17 protein-coding genes are annotated in these 19968 nt (G+C 72.0%); 4 read left to right on the top strand and 13 right to left on the bottom strand.

The window, feature by feature from the left end; genetic code table 11:
- Window positions 1–46: 46 nt before the first annotated feature.
- The 3 genes from alaS to AA23TX_RS10565 form a co-directional block, all read right to left on the bottom strand.
- On the bottom strand, window positions 47–2707 hold the full coding sequence (alaS, locus tag AA23TX_RS10575) for an alanine--tRNA ligase (protein WP_155542372.1): 2661 nt from the start codon (window positions 2705–2707) through the stop codon (window positions 47–49).
- Window positions 2708–2882: 175 nt separating this feature from the next.
- On the bottom strand, window positions 2883–3188 hold the full coding sequence (locus AA23TX_RS10570) for a hypothetical protein (RefSeq protein WP_155542371.1): 306 nt from the start codon (window positions 3186–3188) through the stop codon (window positions 2883–2885).
- On the bottom strand, window positions 3185–3571 hold the full coding sequence (locus AA23TX_RS10565) for a DUF948 domain-containing protein (RefSeq protein WP_086865270.1): 387 nt from the start codon (window positions 3569–3571) through the stop codon (window positions 3185–3187). The genes AA23TX_RS10570 and AA23TX_RS10565 overlap by 4 nt, the downstream gene beginning before the upstream one ends.
- Before the next feature lie 129 nt (window positions 3572–3700).
- On the opposite strand from AA23TX_RS10565, the gene AA23TX_RS10560 reads away from it, so the two are divergent.
- Window positions 3701–4585 carry a hypothetical protein gene (locus AA23TX_RS10560; protein WP_155542370.1) on the top strand — a complete coding sequence of 295 codons (885 nt, stop codon included), beginning with the start codon at window positions 3701–3703 and terminating at the stop codon, window positions 4583–4585.
- A 15-nt stretch (window positions 4586–4600) separates the two neighbouring features.
- Here the strand turns inward: AA23TX_RS10560 and AA23TX_RS10555 are convergent, their stop codons facing one another.
- The 3 genes from AA23TX_RS10555 to AA23TX_RS10545 all read right to left on the bottom strand — a co-directional run bounded on the left by AA23TX_RS10555 (window position 4601) and on the right by AA23TX_RS10545 (window position 7373).
- Window positions 4601–5446, bottom strand: a complete 846-nt coding sequence (locus AA23TX_RS10555) for an NAD(P)-dependent oxidoreductase (protein ID WP_155542369.1) — start codon at window positions 5444–5446, stop codon at window positions 4601–4603.
- A 41-nt stretch (window positions 5447–5487) separates the two neighbouring features.
- On the bottom strand, window positions 5488–5865 hold the full coding sequence (locus AA23TX_RS10550; RefSeq protein WP_155542368.1) for a VOC family protein: 378 nt from the start codon (window positions 5863–5865) through the stop codon (window positions 5488–5490).
- A gap of 131 nt (window positions 5866–5996) precedes the next feature.
- On the bottom strand, window positions 5997–7373 hold the full coding sequence (locus tag AA23TX_RS10545) for a replication-associated recombination protein A (RefSeq protein WP_155542367.1): 1377 nt from the start codon (window positions 7371–7373) through the stop codon (window positions 5997–5999).
- 141 nt (window positions 7374–7514) lie between these two features.
- Here AA23TX_RS10545 and AA23TX_RS10540 point away from each other — a divergent pair, with 141 nt between their 5' ends.
- The 3 genes from AA23TX_RS10540 to AA23TX_RS10530 all read left to right on the top strand — a co-directional run bounded on the left by AA23TX_RS10540 (window position 7515) and on the right by AA23TX_RS10530 (window position 10245).
- Window positions 7515–8210, top strand: coding sequence for a TetR/AcrR family transcriptional regulator (locus tag AA23TX_RS10540; protein ID WP_155542366.1), 696 nt, complete (start codon window positions 7515–7517; stop codon window positions 8208–8210).
- 33 nt (window positions 8211–8243) lie between these two features.
- On the top strand, window positions 8244–9455 hold the full coding sequence (locus AA23TX_RS10535) for a cytochrome P450 (RefSeq protein WP_155542365.1): 1212 nt from the start codon (window positions 8244–8246) through the stop codon (window positions 9453–9455).
- A 61-nt stretch (window positions 9456–9516) separates the two neighbouring features.
- The gene (locus AA23TX_RS10530) at window positions 9517–10245 is read left to right on the top strand and encodes a metallophosphoesterase family protein (protein WP_155542364.1); all 729 of its coding nucleotides are present in this window, start codon (window positions 9517–9519) and stop codon (window positions 10243–10245) included.
- On the opposite strand, the gene AA23TX_RS10525 is transcribed toward AA23TX_RS10530, so the two are convergent.
- The 7 genes from AA23TX_RS10525 to sthA form a co-directional block, all read right to left on the bottom strand.
- Window positions 10217–11128: an SGNH/GDSL hydrolase family protein gene (locus tag AA23TX_RS10525; protein WP_155542363.1), complete on the bottom strand. Its 912-nt coding sequence runs from the start codon at window positions 11126–11128 to the stop codon at window positions 10217–10219. The two genes, AA23TX_RS10530 and AA23TX_RS10525, sit on opposite strands and share 29 nt — an antisense overlap.
- A 349-nt stretch (window positions 11129–11477) precedes the next feature.
- Entirely contained in the window at window positions 11478–12662 is a 1185-nt protein-coding gene (locus tag AA23TX_RS10520) for a phosphotransferase (protein WP_155542362.1), read from the bottom strand.
- A gap of 78 nt (window positions 12663–12740) precedes the next feature.
- Window positions 12741–13688 (bottom strand): DUF389 domain-containing protein, encoded by a 948-nt coding sequence (locus AA23TX_RS10515; protein WP_196425270.1) that lies wholly within the window; start codon window positions 13686–13688, stop codon window positions 12741–12743.
- Entirely contained in the window at window positions 13688–15463 is a 1776-nt protein-coding gene (gene aspS, locus AA23TX_RS10510) for an aspartate--tRNA ligase (protein ID WP_155542361.1), read from the bottom strand. The genes AA23TX_RS10515 and aspS overlap by 1 nt, the downstream gene beginning before the upstream one ends.
- A 154-nt stretch (window positions 15464–15617) precedes the next feature.
- Window positions 15618–16220 carry an organomercurial lyase gene (merB, locus tag AA23TX_RS10505; RefSeq protein WP_155542360.1) on the bottom strand — a complete coding sequence of 201 codons (603 nt, stop codon included), beginning with the start codon at window positions 16218–16220 and terminating at the stop codon, window positions 15618–15620.
- A 294-nt stretch (window positions 16221–16514) separates the two neighbouring features.
- The gene (locus AA23TX_RS10500) at window positions 16515–18413 is read right to left on the bottom strand and encodes an intein-containing Rv2578c family radical SAM protein (protein ID WP_196425269.1); all 1899 of its coding nucleotides are present in this window, start codon (window positions 18411–18413) and stop codon (window positions 16515–16517) included.
- An 88-nt stretch (window positions 18414–18501) separates the two neighbouring features.
- On the bottom strand, window positions 18502–19914 hold the full coding sequence (sthA, locus tag AA23TX_RS10495; protein ID WP_230862412.1) for a Si-specific NAD(P)(+) transhydrogenase: 1413 nt from the start codon (window positions 19912–19914) through the stop codon (window positions 18502–18504).
- Between the last annotated feature and the right edge of the window lie 54 nt (window positions 19915–19968).

Genomic DNA, 19968 nt, shown 5'->3' with positions numbered 1-19968 from the left:
GCCCGGATCGTCCTTGCCTGGCCGATCCGGGCCGCGGTTCCCGCGGTTAACCAATGCCGGCAATCGCCGAACGGAGGGCGGTGACCGCCTCGGCCGCGCCGGCCGGGTTGGTGCCGCCACCCTGGGCCATGTCGGGCTTGCCGCCGCCGCGGCCGCCGATCTTCTCGGCGAACGACGGGACGAGCTTACCCGCCGCGATGCCCTTGTCCTGCGCCGCCTTCGTCGTCGCGACGACGAAGCTCAGCTTCTCGCCGGCCGGGGAGAACAGCGCCACGACGCCGGGCCGTGTGCCGAGCCGGCCGCGGATGTCGGAGGCGAGCGCGCGCAGGCCGTTGCCGTCGACGTCGGGGACGACCTCCGCCACCACGGTGACGCCGCCGATCTCCTGCGCCTTGTCGAGCAGCGAGCCCGCCGAGCCCAGCACCTGCTGGGTCTTGAGCTGTGTGATTTCCTTCTCGGCGTTCTTCAGCCGGGTCAGGACGTCCTCGATGCGGCCCGGCAGCTCGTCCGACGGCACCTTGAAGGTGTTCGCCAGCTGCGAGACCAGCAGCTGCTCCTTGCGGACGTACTTCAGCGCGTCCGAGCCGACCAGTGCCTCGACGCGGTGCACGCCCGAGCCGATGGAGGCGTCGGAGACGAGCTTGACCAGGCCGAGCTGGCCGATCCGGTCGACGTGCGTGCCACCGCAGAGCTCGCGGGAGTACTCGCCCATGTCGACCACGCGGACGTCGTTGCCGTACTTCTCGCCGAACAGCGCGACCGCGCCCAGCTCGAGGGCCTTGTCCTTGGTCGTGGTGAAGCTCTGCACCTCGACGTTGGTCTGCAGGTAGTCGTTGACCTCCTGCTCGACCTCGGTCAGCACGTCCGCCGACACCGAGCCCGGCGTGGTGAAGTCGAACCGCATGCGGCCCGGTGAGTTCAGCGAACCCGCCTGCGCCGCGCGCTTGCCGTACGCGCCGCGGACGGCCGCGTGCACCAGGTGCGTCGCGGAGTGCGAGCGCTCGATGGACAGCCGGCGGTGCGCGTCGACCGAGCCGGTGACCTTGGAGTCCAGGCCGATTTCGCCGTCGACGACCTCGACGCGGTGCACGAACAGGCCGGGCACGATCTTCTGGACGTCCAGGACCTTCAGCTCGACGCCGTCGCCGAGCAGCACGCCGGTGTCGGCGACCTGGCCACCGCTCTCGGCGTAGAACGGCGTGCGGTCGAGGACCAGCTCCGCCTTCCTGCCCGCCGAGACGCTGCGGACCGGCTGCCCGTCTTCGAGCAGCGCGACGACCTTCGCCTCGGCCTGCAGGTCGGTGTAGCCGAGGAACTCGGTCTCGCCGTGCTGCTCCAGGACCTTCCGGTACTCCGAGAGGTCGCCGTGGCCGGTCTTGCGGGCCGCCGCGTCCGCCTTCGCGCGGGTGCGCTGCTCGTTCATGAGCGTGCGGAAGCCGTCCTCGTCGACGGTCAGGCCCTGCTCGGCCGCCATCTCGAGGGTCAGGTCGATCGGGAAGCCGTAGGTGTCGTGCAGCTGGAAGGCCTTGTCGCCGGCGAGCACGTCGCCACCGCCGCGCTTGGTCTCCTCGGCCGCCAGGTCGAAGATGCGCGAGCCGCTCGTCAGGGTCGAGAGGAACGCCTCCTCCTCGATCCGGACGACCTCGTTGATGCGGTCGAACCCGCTGACCAGCTCCGGGTAGGTCGGACCCATGGTGTCGCGCACGACCTTCGCGAACTCCTGCAGCACCGGCTCCTGCACGCCCAGCAGGCGCGTCGAGCGGACGATGCGGCGCAGCAGCCGGCGCAGCACGTAGCCGCGGCCGTCGTTGCCCGGGGTGACGCCGTCGCCGATCAGCATGACGCCGGTGCGGGCGTGGTCGGCGATGACGCGGAAGCGGACGTCGTCGGCGTGGTTCGAGCCGTAGCGGCGGCCGGAGAACTCCTCGGCGCGGCCGATGACCGGGCGCACGAGGTCGGTCTCGTAGACGTTCTCGACGCCCTGCAGGATCGTCGCGACCCGCTCGACGCCCATGCCGGTGTCGATGTTCTTCTTCGGCAGCACGCCGATCGGCTTGTGCCCGAGCTTGGGGCTCAGGTCGCCGCGGACGTCCTGCATGAAGACGAGGTTCCAGATCTCGATATAGCGGTCCTCGTCGGCGACCGGGCCGCCCTCGCGGCCGTACGCCGGGCCGCGGTCGTAGTAGATCTCCGAGCAAGGGCCGCCGGGACCGGGCACGCCCATGTCCCAGTAGTTGTCCTTGCCGTCGCGCTCCTGGATGCGCTCGCCGGGCAGCCCGGTGAGCTTGCGCCACAGGCCGGCCGCCTCGGCGTCGTCGTTGTAGACGGTCGCCCAGATGCGGTTCGGGTCGAGGCCGAAGCCGCCTTCGCCCTGGGGCTTGGTGATCAGCTCCCAGGCGTACTCGATGGCGCCTTCCTTGAAGTAGTCGCCGAAGGAGAAGTTGCCGGCCATCTGGAAGAACGTGTTGTGCCGGGTGGTCTTGCCGACCTCGTCGATGTCCGGCGTGCGCACGCACTTCTGCACGGAGGTCGCGCGCGGGTACGGCGGCGGCGCCTCACCGAGGAAGTACGGCTTGAACTGCACCATGCCGGCGTTGACGAACAGCAGGTTGGGGTCGTCGAGGATCAGCGGCGCGCTGGGCACGCGCGTGTGGCCCTTGCTTTCGAAATGGCGCAGGAAGCGATCGGTGATTTCGTGTGTGTCCACGGAGTCTGTCCTTGCTGTGCTGTTCGTCACCGATCCAACCACAGTCACGGCCGATGGCTTTCGCGGCAACGGCTGCTTCCGCTCGAGGGACGGCCTGCTTTTGGTCGGATCGGTGACGGGGGGTGGCGAAGAGCGGGGCGACGTCGACGGCGGAAGGGTTCCGGGCGGGCCCGGATCAGCCCTCCGCCCGGCGAGCTCGCCGGACCGGGCGCCGGGCGGCAGCGGCGTGCCGTCCTTCGGCGCGGGGCGCGGTGACGCCCGTGCGCTCCTCGACCATGTCGTGCAACTCCTGCTCCCGCTCGCTCATGCCCGCGCGGACCTCCGCGCCGAACGAACCCACGGCGCCGGCCAGCTCGCGCACGGCCTCGCCCAGGTTCGATGCTAACCCGGCCGGAGTGGCCTGACGAGCGGTTTCGGCGGCCTTGCGGGACAGCGCGACCCCGGCGACCACGCCGACGCCGAGCCAGAACAGCCGCTTCACTTCGCCGCCTTCTTCGCGGCCTTCAGCGCGTTCTTCTTCTTGCGCGCCCGGATCGCCTTGCTGAGCCCGTAGGACAGCGCCGCGGTCTTGACGAGCGGGCCGCCCAGGGTCGCGGTGAACACCGACGTCAGCGCGGAGACGTTCCCGGTGACGGCCTGCGCGTTCGACGTGATCCCGTCCACCCGCTCGAGCTGGGTGTTGACGTGCGTGATCGTCTGGTTCGCGCCGATCAGCAGCGGATCGGTGTTGCTGTTGGTGCGCTCGATCGCCTCGGTGGCCGCGTCCAGCGTCTTGCCGAGCTTGATCAGCGGGATCGCCAGCAGGACGACCAGCACCACGAATGCTCCTGCGGCGATCAACGCGGCGATCTGCCCTGCCGACACGGGCCCTCCTCGGTTCACGGGTCTTGGGTGCGGATGAGGTTACCGCCTGGCCCGGTTCCCGACCGTGTCACCCCGCGCGGGCCGGAAAACGCCTCGCTCCCCGCGGCGGCGGCGCGGTAGACCTGGGCGATGGCACACGACGACGGACCGGGCCGCCGGATCCTCTCCGGCCCGGGCGGGGCCGCGGCCGACGTGCTGGCCGCGTTGCCCGGCGCCGACCTGACGACGGTCCAGCTGGAGGTCGCGCGGCGGCGGGCGTCCCGGCTGGCCGGGCCGGACGTGCTGCGCCGGCACCGGGCCGACCGGTTCACCGGCCCGAGTCCCCTGCCGTTCGCGCTGCTGCGGCGGGTCGAGGACGCGGTCCTGGGCGCGGCGTCCGGTTTCGACCTGGTGACGCTCGCGCCGCTGGTCCCGCTGGGCACGCATTCGGCGGTGACCGGGCTGGCCCAGCACCGGGTGGTGCCGACCGGCCGCGGCACGGAGGTCGCCGCGGACCCGACGACGGGGCTGGCCCTGGAGGCGGCGGTGCGGCGCGCCGCCGGGGGTGTCGTCCGGCTGGCGACGGTGCAGCGCGTGGTGCGCGCCCAGCCGGTCCCGGCCGGGTTGTTCGCGCACTTCTCGCTGTTCGGCGCGGTGACGGCCGGGCGCGACACGGGCGACCGGGAGTTCGAGCGGGCGGCGCTGGCCGAGCACGCGCGGCTGATGGTGGCCGGGTGCCGTGCGCTGGGGGCCACGGCGGTCTCGCTCGGCGTGACGGTGCTGGACCCGCGGTTCGAGGGCCTGCTCACCGCGGCGGAGGTACCGGTCCACCCGTTCCCGGACCGCGAAGGCGGCCGCGGCGGGTACTACGAGGGGCTTTGCTTCAAGGTGTACGCGTCCTTCGGCGACGAACTCCTCGAGGTCGGCGACGGCGGCTTCACGCCGTGGACGCGCCGGCTGCTGGGGAACGCGAAGGAGCGGTTGATGACGAGCGGCCTCGGAGTCGACCGCCTGGCCACGCTCCTCCCGGCTTAGCGGCGGGAACCGGGGTCAGCTTTCCTTGATCACCGCGGTGTAGAGCGCGGCCATGTCCTCTTCGCCGTGGCCCGCCTCCACCGCCGTCTCCAGGTGGGCCAGCGCCGCGCGGGCCCCCGCCACGTCGACCTCGGCGCCCGCCGCCTCGACCACCAGACGCGCGTCCTTCGCCGCCAAGCTCGCCGGGAACGCCGGTGGGTACTCGCCCGCCAGCATCGCGGCACCCTTCACGTGGGCGTAGCCGACGTCGAGGCCGCCGCCCTCGATCGTCTCCAGGAACAGCGACGGGTCCAGGCCCAGCCCGCGGGCCAGGCCGAGGCTCTCGGCCGTCGCGTTGGTCAGCGCGAGCACCCACGCGTTCACCACCAGCTTCAGCCGGCTCCCCTGCCCGGCCGGGCCGAGCCACCGCGTCTTGACGGCGACCGCGTCGAACACCGGCGTGGCCGCGGGGCGGGCCTCGTCCGGCCCGGACGCCAGCACCTGCAGCTGCGCCTGCTCCGCGGGCGTCCGCGTGCCGAGCACGGGCGCGTCGACGAACACGACGCCCGCCTTTTCGGCCGCCGCGGCGAGGCGGTCGGTCCAGTCGAGGCCGACCGTGCTCATCTGCAGCCACAACGTGCCCGAAGCGGGCGAAGCGGCTTCGAACGCCGAAGCGACCGCGGGTCCGTCCGCGAGCATCGTCACCAGGATGTCCGCGCCCTCGGCCGCGGCGGCCGCCGAGTCGGCGACGGTGGCGACGTCGGCGAGGGGCTCGGCCTTCGCCCGGGTCCGGTTCCAGACCCGGACCTCCAAGCCCGCCTTCGCGATGTTGGCCGCCATCGGCGCGCCCATGATTCCGGTTCCGAGAAAAGCGACGCTCATGTCCCCATCGTGCCGAACGCGCGCCCGTCCCGCAGTTCGCGTCAGTAGTCGCCGAGGAGGCAGAAGGGGTGGCCGGCCGGGTCGGCGTAGACGCGCCAGCCGCGGCCGCCGAGGTCGGGGTCCAGCAGCCGGCCGCCGTTCACCAGCACCTGGTGGTGGGATTCCCGGAAGTCGTCGACCTCGAAGTCGAGGTGGAACTGCTGCGGGAAGGCGGGGTCGGGCCAGCGCGGCGGCCGGTAGTCGAACGAGCGCTGGAACCCCAGGACGATCCCGCCGGCGTGCAGGGTCGACCAGTCCTCGTCGACGCGCCACCGCGGGTCCGGCCGGTCCACCTCGCCGCCGAGCAGCGCCTGGTAGAAGCGGGCGAGCACCACCGGTTCCGGACAGTCCAGGACGATGCACTGCAGTGTCGCGGGCACGGGAGCGCCTCCTGCGGTCGCGGCGACCCCGGTTCGTGGCCGCCTCAAGGCGCGAAGCTTACGAAACCCGATGATCTTGGCTTCCGCGGGCCACGCTGGTGATCAGGTTCCCGGCGATTCGTCCGCCGGGCTCACTTCTCCCCGCGGATCGTCCGGCGCAGCTTCGGGACGCGCTCGGCGAGCGTGCGCTCGGCGCCGCGCTGGGTCGGCTCGTAGTAGTCCTTGCCGACCAGCTCGTCCGGCGGGTACTGCTGGGCCAGCACGCCCTCCGGGACGCCGTGCGGGTAGCGGTAGCCCTGCGCGTTGCCGAGCTTCTTCGCGCCCGCGTAGTGCCCGTCGCGCAGGTGCGGCGGGACGGTGCCGGCGAGCCCGCCGCGGACGTCGGCCAGCGCGGCGTCGATGCCCGCGATCACCGCGTTCGACTTCGGGGCCGTCGCGAGGTGCACGGTCGCCTGCGCCAGCGCGAGCCGTCCCTCCGGCATGCCGATGAACTGCACCGCGTGCGCCGCCGCGACGGCCGACTGCAGCGCTGTCGGGTCGGCCATCCCGATGTCCTCGCTGGCGTGCACGACCAGCCGCCGGGCGAGGAACCGCGGGTCCTCCCCCGCTTCGATCATCCGGGCCAGGTAATGCAACGCTGCGTCCACATCGGACCCGCGGATCGACTTGATGAACGCGCTGATGACGTCGTAGTGCTGGTCGCCGTCGCGGTCGTAGCGCACCGCCGCCTTGTCCACAGTGGACTCGACGATCGGCAGGTCGATGGTCTTCGCCTCGGTCGCCGACGCCGCGTCCGCCGCCGCCTCCAACGCGGTCAGCGCGCGGCGCGCGTCACCCCCGGCGAGCCGGACGAGGTGGGCGCGGGCGTCGTCGGTCAGCGTCAGCTCGCCGCCGAGACCGCGTTCGTCGGCCAACGCGCGTTCGAGCAGCTGCGTGATGTCCTCGTCGGTCAGCGGGCGCAGCTGCAGCACCAGCGACCGCGACAGCAGCGGCGAGACGACGGAGAACGACGGGTTCTCGGTGGTCGCCGCGACCAGCAGCACCGTGCGGTCCTCGACCGCGCCGAGCAGCGCGTCCTGCTGGGTCTTGGAGAACCGGTGGACCTCGTCGATGAACAGCACGGTGTTCTCGGCGTTGTACTGCCGGCGCCGGCGCGCCTCCTCGATGACGCCGCGGACCTCCTTGACGCCCGCCGAAAGCGCCGACATCGCGACGAACCGGCGCCCGGTCGCGATCGAGACCAGGTTGGCCAGGGTCGTCTTGCCCGTGCCGGGCGGGCCGTAGAGCAGCACCGACGCCGGCGCGGCGCCCTCGACCAGCCGCCGCAGCGGAGCGCCTTCGCGCAGCAGGTGCTGCTGGCCGACGACCTCGTCGAGCGCGCGCGGCCGCATCCGCACGGCCAGCGGGGAGCTCGCCGGGTCCGCCTGCCGCTCGTCCGCGTTCGACGTCGTCCGCTCCGGTGACGGCGCGATGTCGGTGTTCACGGTGAAGAGCTCGTCCTGTGCCACACGGATGACGTTAACCGAAGCCACCGACAGAACCCTTGCCCCGGTCCACGCGGCAGCGCTACCGTCGTGATGACTGGTTGACCGAAAGTGCGAATCTGGTCAACAAGTCAAACGCTCAACGGAACCGCAGGTGGAGAACGCATGAGTCATCCCAACCGCGAACGCGCGGACCGCATCCTGGACGCGGCCGGCGAGCTGCTGCTGCGCATGGGCTACCGGAAGGTGGCGGTCGACGACATCGCGCGCGCGGTCGGCATCGGCAAGGGCACCGTCTACCTGCACTGGCGCAACAAGGAGCTGCTGTTCCAGGCGCTGATGATGCGTGAGTCGGCCGACCTGACCGACGAGATCCTGGGCCGGATCGAGGCCGACCCGGCGATGATCCTGCCGCACAAGATGATCTCGGCGTCGTTCCTCGTCACCCACCGGCGGCCGCTGGTGATGGCGATGCTGCGCGGCAACGCCGACATGTTCGGCTCGCTCGGCGACCTCGCCCTGCGCAAGCAGCAGGACGAGCTGCGCGCGCGGTTCGAGGAGGCGATGCTCCGGCGCGGACTGATCCGCTCGGACGTCCCGAACCTCACGTACGCGCTCAACGCCGCGACGCTCGGCTTCTACCTGGGCGACACGCTTTCCGACGAGTTCGACGGCATCCCGCTCGAGGGCAAGGCGGAGGTGCTCGCCCACCTGATCCGCACCGCGTTCGAACCGGCCGGGGAGCCCGATCCCGCGGCGGTCGCGGACGTGGCCGCGGAACTGAGCTCGGCGCTCGAGGCGCTCGTCTCGGGCTACCGGCAAGGGATCTACGCACACGATCCCGCCAGGGCACCCGGCTGACCCGGGGCCACCAAGGGGAAAGAAGGGGCGGACATGACCACCACACAAGCGGACACCTGGGGACTCCACGAATCCCAGTTCTGGCTGCGGGGGAAGCAGCCCGGGGAGCGCGTGCACCACGCGGCCGAGCTCGGGTTCTGGAACGTCTACGGGCACCCGGAGGCCGAAGAGGTCCTGCGCGACCCGGCGACGTACTCCTCGGACACCACCCGGCTGGTGCCGAAGGACATGATGCCCGACATCGACCTCGAGGAGATGCAGGCGGGCAACCTGCTGCAGCTGGACCCGCCGCTGCACAACAAGATGCGCAAGCTCGTCAGCCGGGCGTTCACGCCGAAGGTCGTCGCGGACCTGGAGCCGCGCATCGCGGCGGTGACGCACGAGATGCTCGACGCGGCGGGCGGCGACGGCCGGCTCGAGCTGGTCGAAGACCTCGCCTACCCGTTGCCGGTGATCGTCATCGCGGAGCTGCTGGGGGTCCCCGCGAGCGACCGGCACCTGTTCAAGGGCTGGGTGGACAAGCTGTTCGACTCCTCGGAGCAGTTCTCGCTGAAGGAGCAGTCCAAGGGGCGGCAGGAGGCGGTCGAGAAGTCCCTGGAAGGGCAGCAGGCCCTCGTCGAGTACCTGGGGCAGCACGTCGACGAACGGCGCAAGCAGCCCCGCGAGGACCTGCTGACGAAGCTCGTCGAAGCCGAAGTCGACGGGGAGAAGCTGACCCGCAACGAGGTCGTCAACTTCGCCAACGTCCTGCTGCTGGCCGGGCACATCACCACCACGATGCTGCTCGGCAACGCGGTGCTGTGCCTGGACACGCACCGCGAGTGGGACGAGCGCGTGCGCGCCGACCGGGCGCTGGTGCCGCCGGTGATCGAGGAGTCGCTGCGGTACCTGTCGCCGTTCGCGGCGGTGGCCCGCGCGACGACGCGCGAGGTCGAATTGGGCGGCACGACCGTGCCGGCGGACCAGATGCTGATGGTCTGGGTCGCGGCGGCCAACCGGGACGACCGGGTGTTCGCCGAGCCGGACACGTTCAACCCGCTCCGCGACCCCAACCCGCACCTCGCGTTCGGCCGCGGGATCCACTTCTGCATCGGAGCACCGCTCGCGCGGCTCGAAGGGCGGGTGGCGCTGAACATCCTGTTCGACCGCTACCCGGCGCTGCGCACGATCCCGGACGAGCCGCCGAAGTTCCAGATCAACCCGAACATGACGGGGGTGCGGGAGCTGCCGCTCACCACGGCGTGAACCGGTTGCGCCCTGGGCGAAATCCCTCGCCCGGGGCGCCGCCGTGCCCGAAGGTGGGCCGATGAACGTGGCGGTGCTCTCGGACATCCACGGCGTCCTCCCGGCACTGGAGGCCGTGCTCGCCGAGCCGGATGTCGCGGCGGCGGATCGGATCGTCCTGCTCGGTGACCTGCTCGCGGGCCCGATGCCGGTCGAGACCCTCGAGCGGCTGCGGGCGCTGGGTTCGCGGGCGGTCTGGGTACGGGGCAACGCCGACCGGGAGCTGGCGGCGTCCGCGCGCGGCACCGGGAAGTTCGTCCCGGACCCGATCTTCCCGTGGGCGGCGCGGCAGCTGCGTCCCGCGGATCTGCCGGTGCTCGACGCCCTGCCGCTGACGGTGACGCTCGACGGCGTGCTGTTCTGCCACGCGACCCCGCGGGACGACACGGAAATCGTGCTCGTCGACAGCCCGCTGGAGCGGTGGGCGGAAGTCCTCAAGGGCGTCTCGGCGCCGATGGTCGTGTGCGGCCACACGCACATGCCGTTCGTCCGGCTCGCGGACCGGCGGCTGGTGGTCAACCCGGGCAGCGTCGGAATGCCCTACGGCGCCAGGGGTGCGCACTGGGCCCTGCTCGGCGACGGCGTCCAGCTGCGGCGCACGGCGTACGACGTCGAGGAGGCGTGCCGGTTCCTGGCCGCGCGGTCGGGTTATCCCGGCATCGAGGAGTGGGCGGACTACTTCGTCCGGAACCCGGCGTCGGACGCGGAGGCGTTGCGGGTGTTCAGCGGCCCTGGAACGACTTCCACATGATGACCGCGGCGTAGGGCAGGAACTCGCGGCCGCGGCGCCAGAGCCACGGGATTCCCTTGAGCACCAGCCATCCCACGTGCCCGGAGGCGCTCGGCTCGACCCCGCCGCTGCAGGTGAGGCTCACCGGCTCGGGAACGTCGAAGCCGGCTTGGGCCAGCAGGCCGGTGAAGCCGTCCGCGAGCAGGCGGTGGCCGAGTTCGGAGGGGTGCAGCCGGTCGACGCTCCAGACGGTCAGGTCGTAGGCGCCGGGGAGGCGGTCGAGGTCGAGGCAGGGCACGCGTTCGCGGGCGACGACCTCGTCGATGGCGGCGTTCAGCTCGCCGACGCGCGCGCTGAGGGCGCGCTTGAGCGACGGCGGGAGGCGGAAGACCTTGCTGTGGTCGTGGAAGCGCACCGGGATGACGGTGGTCTTCACCTCCCGGAGCCGCCGGATGACCTCGGTGAGGTCGGCGGCGATCCGGGCGGCGTCGAAGTCCGGGCGCAGGGTGTCGTTCATGCCGGCGACGAGCAGAGCGACATCGGGCCGATGCGCGACGGCGGCGGGCACCTGTTCGGTGAGCACGCACCGCATCCGGGCGCCGGTGAAGGCGGGGTTGAGGTAGCCGTCCGCCTCGACCCCGAGCGCCTCCGCGACGAGCGGGCCGACCCCGCGCCAGCCGCCGCGCTTGGGAAGGGGATCCCCGAGCCCGACGGCGGTGGAGTCGCCGAGCACGACGAGCCGCCGGGCGCGCTTGAGCACCGGCACGGCGGCTTCCAGCGGCGGCGCGACGGCTTCCAACGCGGGCACGGCGGCTTCCAGCGGCGGCACGGCCGCGAGCGCGGGGCGGGAGGGTTCGGGGAACGGAGTGACTTCGACACTCATCACGGTCACGCCCACGACCATCGGCCACGGAAGCTCACTTGCGGTGAGGACGAGGTAACACGCCCGCGACCGGGCGCCTAATTCTTGACGCTCACCTCACAGGTGCCGGAAAAGTCCCGTTCCGCGGCGGACTGGGCTGACGATGCCGAGGCCCACCGCCTGAGCCGGACCAGGCCAAGCGGCATCCGGACATCACCAAGCTGACCCGCGGTACCCCCGGCGATCGCCCCGCCCCGAAAGCAGCCCCCGCCCGTCCCTGGGGGGCGGCCCCGCTTCCAGCGTATCGGCGAGCCCCGACGGAAACCCGAAAACAGCCGCCCACCAGCCGACCGATCCACATCACGGCCACCCTGTGGACAACCACCCGAACTCAGCGAAAAGCCGGATAAAAAGCCAGGTCGGCATGCGGACCCAGCCGCGCCGCCAATGCCGCCGCCACCCGGGCCGCGAACTCCGATACCGCCGTCATCCGGACGTACCCCGCGTGCCTCGCCAAGTCGCGCCACCACGTCACCAGCGCCGCCTCGCGGCTCACCGGGGCCGCGTGGCGGGACAGGTCCAGCGAGCCCAGCTCCTCCCCCGTGATCAGCCACACCCGCAGCAGCTCGCTGCTCGTCAGGTGCGCGGCCAGTGCCTCGTCGTCGGCCAGGGCCGGCCAGACCGCCACCACCTCCGCGCGCCACGCCGCGATCATCGCCTCGCTCATGCCCGCCGGGAGGGCCAGCGCGTCCGGCCAGCTCGCGAACGGGAGCCTCAGGTGCGCCGCGTCGACCAGGACCGACCGGACGCAGCCGTACTCGAAGTCGAGGAACCGGACGCTCTCGCCCGTCACCAGGTTGTTGTCCGGGCTCAGTTCCACCGGGCTGAACGCGCGAAAGCCGGCCGAATCAGCCTGCTCCCGCGCCGCCGCCACCTGCGCGAGGACCTCGTCCGGCGCCGGGATGCCCAGCCGCTCCTGGATCACCGCCGGCACCCGTGAGCCCAGTTCGTCGCCGTCGCCGGGGTCGGTCTTCGCCGGGCCTCCCAGCCGCCGCAGCAGCGCGTTGAAGTCGGCTTCGCGCCCCGCCGTGCTCGCGTGCAGCCGACCCAGGGAACGGGCCCACGACAGCAGCGCGCGCTCGGCCGCGCGGGAGTCGCGGGCGTAGAGCTTGTCCTCCAGCGTCGGCGTGCGGCCCAGGTCCTCCAGCACCAGCACCCGGTCTCGGCCGTCGTGGGCCAGCAGCTCCGGGCACATCCGCTCGTCCGGCGCCAGCGCCGTGAACAGCTGGTAGCTGACCGCCTCCTGGGCGAACGGGTCGGCACCCGAGGACGGCTGGTCGGGGTAGTGCTTGATGACGAGCGTGCGCGGCAGCGCGAAGGACGACGACACCACCCTCGCCCGGACCACCGTGGCCGGCCCGCTCCCCGCGAGGTCTTCGGGCGCGACCAGCGTGATCGCACTGCCGAACCGGCGCGAAAGAACGGACTCGCCCGCCGCGACGGCCGCGGCGACGGCAAGGTGCTCGGCTCCTGCCCCGACCCCAGCATCGCCGGTGGAGGAGGTGTCGACTGTCATTGTCACCGACCCTACTCGTGACTGAGCAACCATGACTACTGACATCCGGACAAGAAGGAGCCCCCGGCCCGGAGGGGGTCATCCCCGTGAAAGCGGACGCATCCCCACCGGTGAACGTTGCCCATTCCGGCGCACGATCAACACAATGGCCGCTGCTGCAACGATTCCGAGAAGGTTGACGAGCAGCTGACCCACCGATTGGACGCACCGGCTCCACTCCCCCGCCACGGCGGCGACGACCGCGTACCCGGCGGCCGGCACCGTCGTGACGGAGATGAAGACGCCCACGAGCGCCGCCGACTTCGCCGACGTCATCGCGAGCATCCCGGCCGCGCCGGCGAGCATCGCCACGACCAGCGACGGAACGCCGACGGAGAACACGAAGTCGACCTCGTTGTGCTGCTTCAGCTCGAACGCCCGCTCGCCGAACACGTCGGTGACGCGCACCAGCAGCGCGCCGCCGAGCGTGACGACCATGGCCAGCGGGAAGCCGACGCCGAGAGCGCCACTCGCGAGCCGGACGAGGTCCCAGCGGCGCAGCACCAGCCCCACCGCCAGTGCGGCCAGCGGCCCGAACTCCGGGCCGACGACCATCGCGCCGACGATCGTCACGGCGGAGTCCGTCAGCACACCGACCGCCGCCAGGAGGCAGGCGATGGTGAGGAACGCCAGGAACGTCACGTTGAGCCGCGACTCCTCGCCCGTGCGGGCGACCAGCTCCTCCCACACGACGGCGTCCGCGCCTTCACCGGGCGCGGCCTCTTCCGCCTGGTCGGCGGCGTCCGAGAGCGCCGTGTCGAGGGATTCGAGCGTGATGCCGCCGGTGTGGTCGAGCTCGAGCACGCACAGCGCCTCGAGGATCTCGTCCGCCGCTTCCCGCGCGATGTCGGCCTCGACCAGGTCGCCTTCCGGCGACACGGCGGCGCCGCGGTGCACGATCAGGTGCGCTGTCCCGGCGTGCGCCCGCAGGATGTCGAGCGCCTCGGCGGTCTTGTCCGGCGGGCACACGGCCCTGAGGTGCAGCACTAGTTCTGCGGGGGCGCGGCCGGCTTCGCGTCGATGCCGGCCTCCTTGCGCTGCTGCGCCGTGATCGGCGCCGGCGCCGCGGTCAGCGGGTCGTAGCCGCCGCCGGTCTTCGGGAACGCGATGACATCGCGCAGCGAGTCGGCCTTGGCCAGCAGCATGACGATGCGGTCCCAGCCGAACGCGATGCCGCCGTGCGGCGGCGGCCCGAAGGCGAAGGCGTCGAGCAGGAAGCCGAACTTCTCCTGCGCCTCCTCCTCGCCGAGGCCCATCAGGCTGAAGACGCGCTTCTGGACGTCGCCCTGGTGGATACGGATCGACCCGCCACCGATCTCGTTGCCGTTGCAGACGATGTCGTAGGCGTAGGCGAGCGCGTTGCCCGGGTCGGACTCGAACTTCTCGATCCACTCCGGCGTCGGCGAGGTGAAGGCGTGGTGCACGGCGGTCCACTTGCCGGAGCCGACGGCGACGTCGTCACCGATGTCCTCGACCGGCGCGAACAGCGGGGCGTCGACGACCCACACGAACGACCAGGCGTCCTCGTCGATCAGGCCGAGGCGCTTGCCGATCTCGTCGCGCGCGGCGCCGAGCAGCGGCTGCGTGCTGGCGGCCTTGCCGGCGGAGAAGAAGATGCAGTCGCCGGCCTGGGCGCCCGCCGCGGCCGCGACGTTCTCGCGCTCGGTCTCGGACAGGTTCTTCGCGACCGGGCCGCCGAGCGTGCCGTCCTCGTTGACGAGGATGTACGCGAGGCCGCGCGCGCCGCGCTGCTTCGCCCACTCCTGCCACGCGTCGAGCTGACGACGCGGCTGGCTCGCGCCGCCGGCCATCACGACCGCGCCGACGTAGGGCGCCTGGAACACGCGGAACGGCGTGTCGGCGAAGAACTCCGTCATGTCGGTGATCTGGAGGTCGAAGCGCAGGTCCGGCTTGTCCGAGCCGTACTTGGCCATCGCCTCGTGGTAGGTGATGCGCGGGATGGGCCGCGGGATCTCGTGCCCGATCAGCTTCCACAGCGCGGAGACGATGTCCTCGCCGAGCTTGATGACGTCGTCCTGCTCGACGAAGCTCATCTCGATGTCGAGCTGGGTGAACTCCGGCTGGCGGTCGGCGCGGAAGTCTTCGTCGCGGTAGCAGCGCGCGATCTGGTAGTACCGCTCCATACCGCCCACCATGAGCAGCTGCTTGAACAGCTGCGGCGACTGCGGCAGCGCGTACCAGGAGCCGGGCTTGAGCCGGGCGGGCACCAGGAAGTCGCGCGCGCCTTCGGGGGTCGAGCGGGTCAACGTCGGGGTTTCGATCTCGACGAAGTCCTGGGCGTGCAGCACCTCGCGCGCGGCGCGGCTGACCGCGCTGCGCAGGCGCATGGCCGCGGCCGGGCCGCTGCGGCGCAGGTCGAGGTAGCGGTGCTTGAGACGGACCTCTTCGCCGACGTCGACGCGGTCGTCGATCGGGAACGGCAGCGGCGCGGACTCCGACAGCACCTCGAGCTGGGTCGCGAGGACCTCGATCTCGCCGGTGGGGATCTCGGCGTTCGCGTTGCCCTCGGGGCGCTTCGCGACCTCGCCGACGATCTTGACGCAGAACTCGGAGCGCAGCGCGTGCGCGCGCTCGGCCATCTCGCCCTCGCGGAAGACTACCTGGGCGACGCCGCTGGCATCACGCAGGTCGATGAAGATGACGCCACCGTGATCGCGCCGCCGGGCCACCCATCCGGTGAGGGTGACGGTCTGTCCGGCCTGCTCGGCACGCAGGGTGCCGGCGTTGTGAGTGCGGAGCACTGCGACTGCTCTCCTTCGACCTGGGGTTATCGCTGCCTGGAAAGGCTAACGAACACCCGGCGCTTGAGGGGGCCCGGGTGGCGGAGCCCCCGGTTCGGGGCGCAGCCCCGAACGTCACAGCGTACGACGTCGGCAGGCTTGGGTTGCGCGGTGGTCAGAGCACGTACTTCGGGCGGGCCTCCAGCGCGGCGACCAGCCGGTGGGCCTGGGCCAGGTAGGCGCCGACCTGGTAGATCCGCCCGCCGGGGTGGGTGACGACCCAGCCGGCGGCCGCCGAGGCGGAGGCGAAGAAGGGCTGGCCGGCGCACGCCATCGCGTCGGCGCGTTCGAGGCCGAAGCCCAGGTCGACGGCGGCGACGACGGCCGTCGGCGGGTCGGCCTGCACGATCGCGTGCGCGGTGAGCTCGATCTGGATGCGCGTGCCGGTGACCGGGCAGGTCGCGGCGGCGTGCACGCGCTCGCCGGTGGCGATGGCCAGCAGGAACATGTCGACGGTGCCGTCGGGGCCGGCGCCGAGGGTGCCTTCGGCCGGCTGGAGCCGGTGGTGGGCCCCGCGCGGCGCGGGTCCGGTGCTGACGAGGTCGCGGTGCAGGGTGAAGCCGATCAGCTCGACGAGCCGGCGCGCCTCGACCGGGGCGACGCCGACGGTCGCGGCCAGCCGGTCGACGCTCACGGGGTGCCGGCCGGCCCGGGTCAGCTTCAGGGCGGCCCACGCGAGCCGGGCGGCCGCGACCCGGTCGGTCTGCGAGGTCGTCATCACCGCTCTCCCTTCCGCATCGATCCCTTCGACGTTAGGCGTCGGTGAGGTGGGGCGACAACGACACGATCGGACATTTTTCCGCAAGGGCGCGACACGGTGGCGCAATCGGGTCGGGACTACGGCGAACGGGGGAGCCGGACCGTGTCCGGCGGCGGTCCGGGTGACAGCTTCACCCACACGGCGGCCCGGCGGATGATCACGCACCGCGGGCGGCGGTAGTCCACAAAGGACCGTCGCGGTGGCCGGGCCCGTTCCGAAGCACGGCCTCTCCCGGCTCACCGCGCCGGAGCCTCAGAGGAGGCGGAGCTGCTCCACGACCGGCGCCTCCGGTGGCGGCTCGGGCAGCGGCTCCGGGCTCCGGGCCTCGTACCCCGTCTTCGGGGCCAGCCCGTGCCGGCGCAGCAACGGGGCCACCCGCTCCCCGAGCCGCTCCCGGTACGCCTTCCGGACGTAGCTCCCCCGCGCGTACAGCTCCCGGTACCGCGGCACGAGCGCCGGGTACGCGCCCGCCAGCCAGCGGCCGAACCATTCCCGCGCGCCCGGGCGCAGGTGCAGCGGGATCACCGTCGCGCTCGTCGCCCCCACCTCGGCCAGCCGGGCGAACAGCGCGTCGAGGGCTTCGGCCGAGTCCGTCAGCCACGGCAGCACCGGCGCCACCAGCACCGAGCACGGCAGCCCGGCGTCGCGGGCCTTGCGGACCAGCTCCAGCCGAGCCTGCGGGCTCGGCGTGCCGGGTTCGAGGCGGTGCTGCAGCTCGCGGTCGAGCAGGGCGATCGACACCGCCAGGCTGACCGGCACGTCGGCGGAGACGTCCTGCAGCAGCGGCAGGTCGCGCGCCAGCACGGTGCCCTTCGTCAGCACCGACAACGGCATGCCGGAGCGGGCCAGCGCCGTGATGATCCCCGGCATCAGCCGGTAGCGGCCCTCCGCGCGCTGGTACGGGTCCGTGTTCGTGCCCATCGCGACGTGCTCCCGCCGCCACGACGGCCGTTTCAGCTGCGCCGCCAGCACCTCCGGGGCGTTGACCTTCACCACCACCTGGGTGTCGAAGTCGTGGCCCGCGTCGAAGTCCAGGTACGTGTGGGTGTTCCGGGCGAAGCAGTTGTGGGACACCATGCCGTCGGCGATGAAGTCGCCGGTGCCGGTGGTGATGTCGAACAGCGGCAGCTGCAGGCCCAGCGGCTCGATCGCCTCGACGCGGCGGCGGCTCGCGCCGATCACCGCGCCGTCCAGCGACCGCTTCCACCCGACGGCCGGGTTGCTCACGTGCAGGAACCGCAGTACCTCGGCCGTGCCGCCGAGCAGCCGGACCTCCTGGCGGGCGGGGAACTTCGGCACCTCGTCGATCTGGTGCGCGAAGCCGAAGCGGGTGAGCGCGCCGGCGAAGGCCTCGACGATCTCCGGTTCGTCGTGGGCGACGGCGAGGACGCCGCGGCCGTAGTCGCCCGCGATGTCGAAGAGGCCGGCGAGGAACCCGCGCTGCCAGTGCGCGTCCGGCTCCGGCGGCACCTTGAGGAACCCGACGGACGCCCCGAAGTCGGGCAGGTACTCGAGGGCGCGCGTGGCGGCGTCCGGTTCCGCGGCGAACCCGCCGGAGCGCAGCATCCCGCAGAGGTAGCCGGCGCGGTACCCGAGCGTTTCGTCCGGCGTGGGCTCGAACCGGCCGACGCCGATCAGTTCGGCGCCGGGCTCCAGGTGCGGGCGTTGCGCGGCGCCGAACTTGGTGCCGGTGACGTGCTTCCAGCCCTTGCTCGTGAGGAACCGGTGGTCGCCGCCGGCGACGAGCCGGGTGCCGTCTTCGAGCGTCACCCGGTAGGCGGCGCGCAGGGTCGTCCAGTGGGCTTCGACCCGGGTCGGCACCAGCCGCCGGGACGCGCCGTGGCCGCGGGTGCCGTAGATCTCGTCGCCGACCTTCAGCTCGGACAGCGCCCGGGTGCGGCCGTCCGCCAGCAGGATCTTGGTGCCGCCTTCGAGGCAGTAGGTGCAGGCGTGGGAGCAGCCGCGGTAGGGGTTGACGGTCCAGCCGAAGGGCACCCCGGACCCGGCGGGCACCTTGTTCAGCACCGAGCGGGCGTGCACCTCGTGAAAGGTGACGCCGTCGAACTCCGGTGACCGCACGGACCGCACCAGGCCTTCCAGCCCGGGCAGTGCCGGCTCACCCTCCCCCGCTCGCTGCCGATCCCATCGCACGGCGCCAGTCGAACATATGTTCTAGTCGAGTGTCAAACCGGTTCGCCGCAGGCGAATCCGGTGGTGCTGTTGTGACTCCTGGGGCGGTTCAGGACGTGAAGCGGTCCAAGGCGCGGATCTTGTTGGTCGCGTCCAGCGCGGCCACCTTGTACGCCTCCGACAGCGTCGGGTAGTTGAACACCGCGTCGACGAGGTAGTCGACCGTGCCGCCGCAGCCCATCACCGCCTGTCCGATGTGGACCAGGTCCGTCGCGCCCGTGCCGAACACGTGGACGCCCAGGAGCTTGCGGTCCGAAGTGGACACCAGCAGCTTCAGCATGCCGTAGCTGTCACCGGTGATCTGCCCGCGCGCCAGCTCGCGGTAGCGCGCGATGCCGACCTCGTACGGCACCGCCGACGACGTCAGCTGGGCCTCCGTCGCACCGACGTACGAGATCTCCGGGATCGTGTAGATGCCGATCGGCTGCAGCGCGCCCAGGCCGTTCGCCGGCTCGCCGAACGCGTGGTACGCCGCGAGCCTGCCCTGGTCCATCGACGTCGCCGCCAGGGCCGGGAAGCCGATCACGTCGCCGACCGCGTACACGTGCGGGACCTCGGTGCGGTAGTTCTCGTCGACCACGAGCCTGCCGCGCTCGTCCGCCTTCAGGCCCGCCGCGTCCAGGGCCAGCTCGCCCGTCATGCCCTGGCGGCCCGCGGAGTACATGACGCCGTCGGCCGGGATGCGCTTGCCGCTCACCAGCGTCGTGATCGTCGCGTCCTCGGACACCGCGACGTCCGCGACCTTCTCGCCGAAGCGGAACGTCACGCCGAGGTCGCGCAGCTGGAACTTCAGCGACTCCACGATCTCGGGGTCGCAGAAGTCGAGCATCTGGTCTCGCTGCTCCACCACGGTGACCCGCGAGCCGAGCGCGGCGAACATCGACGCGTACTCGATGCCGATCACGCCCGCGCCCACCACGACCAGCGACGACGGGATCTGCTCGAGCCGCAGGATCTCGTCGGAGTCGAGCACGCGGGCGGCGTCGAAGTCGACGTGCGCCGGCCGCGCGGGGCGGGTGCCGGTGGCGATCACGACGTAGTCCGCGCTCAGCGTGCGGCGGTCGCCGGCGTGCTTGCCGTCGACGACGATCGTGTGCGGGTCGGCGAACGAGCCGGTGCCGGCGATCAGGTCGACGTGGTTGCGCATCAGCTGCGCGCGCACCACCTGGACCTCGCGCCCGACGACGTGCTGGGTGCGCGCCAGCAGGTCGGCGATGGTGATGTCCTGCTTGACGCGGTAGCTCGCGCCGTACAGCTCGCGCTGGTTCATGCCGGTCAGGTAGAGCACCGCTTCACGCAGCGTCTTGGACGGGATCGTGCCGGTGTTGACGCACACCCCGCCGACCATGTCGTGCCGGTCCACGACCGCCACCCGCTTGCCCAGCTTCGCCGCGGCGATCGCGGCCTTCTGGCCCCCGGGGCCCGAACCGATGACGATGAGGTCGTACTCGTGCTCGCTCACGACGTCGAGCCTGCGCACCCGGGCGCCCCGGCGCAACCCCCGGCCGGTGAAGAT

This window comes from Amycolatopsis camponoti (assembly GCF_902497555.1).
In the GTDB taxonomy this organism is placed as follows: Bacteria; Actinomycetota; Actinomycetes; order Mycobacteriales; family Pseudonocardiaceae; genus Amycolatopsis; species Amycolatopsis camponoti.
Note: the sequence above shows the minus strand (reverse complement) of the source record. Positions and strands in the feature narration are given on the sequence as shown.

Bases quoted from the DNA above. Each gene is read 5' to 3' on its own strand.
- AA23TX_RS10535 (WP_155542365.1), top strand. From the start codon at position 8,244: ATGACCACCACACAAGCGGACACCTGGGGACTCCACGAATCCCAGTTC.
- AA23TX_RS10525 (WP_155542363.1), bottom strand. From the start codon at position 11,128: ATGGTCGTGGGCGTGACCGTGATGAGTGTCGAAGTCACTCCGTTCCCC.
- AA23TX_RS10520 (WP_155542362.1), bottom strand. From the start codon at position 12,662: ATGACAGTCGACACCTCCTCCACCGGCGATGCTGGGGTCGGGGCAGGA.
- AA23TX_RS10555 (WP_155542369.1), bottom strand. From the start codon at position 5,446: ATGAGCGTCGCTTTTCTCGGAACCGGAATCATGGGCGCGCCGATGGCG.
- AA23TX_RS10560 (WP_155542370.1), top strand. From the start codon at position 3,701: ATGGCACACGACGACGGACCGGGCCGCCGGATCCTCTCCGGCCCGGGC.
- AA23TX_RS10540 (WP_155542366.1), top strand. From the start codon at position 7,515: ATGAGTCATCCCAACCGCGAACGCGCGGACCGCATCCTGGACGCGGCC.
- merB (WP_155542360.1), bottom strand. From the start codon at position 16,220: ATGACGACCTCGCAGACCGACCGGGTCGCGGCCGCCCGGCTCGCGTGG.
- AA23TX_RS10530 (WP_155542364.1), top strand. From the start codon at position 9,517: ATGAACGTGGCGGTGCTCTCGGACATCCACGGCGTCCTCCCGGCACTG.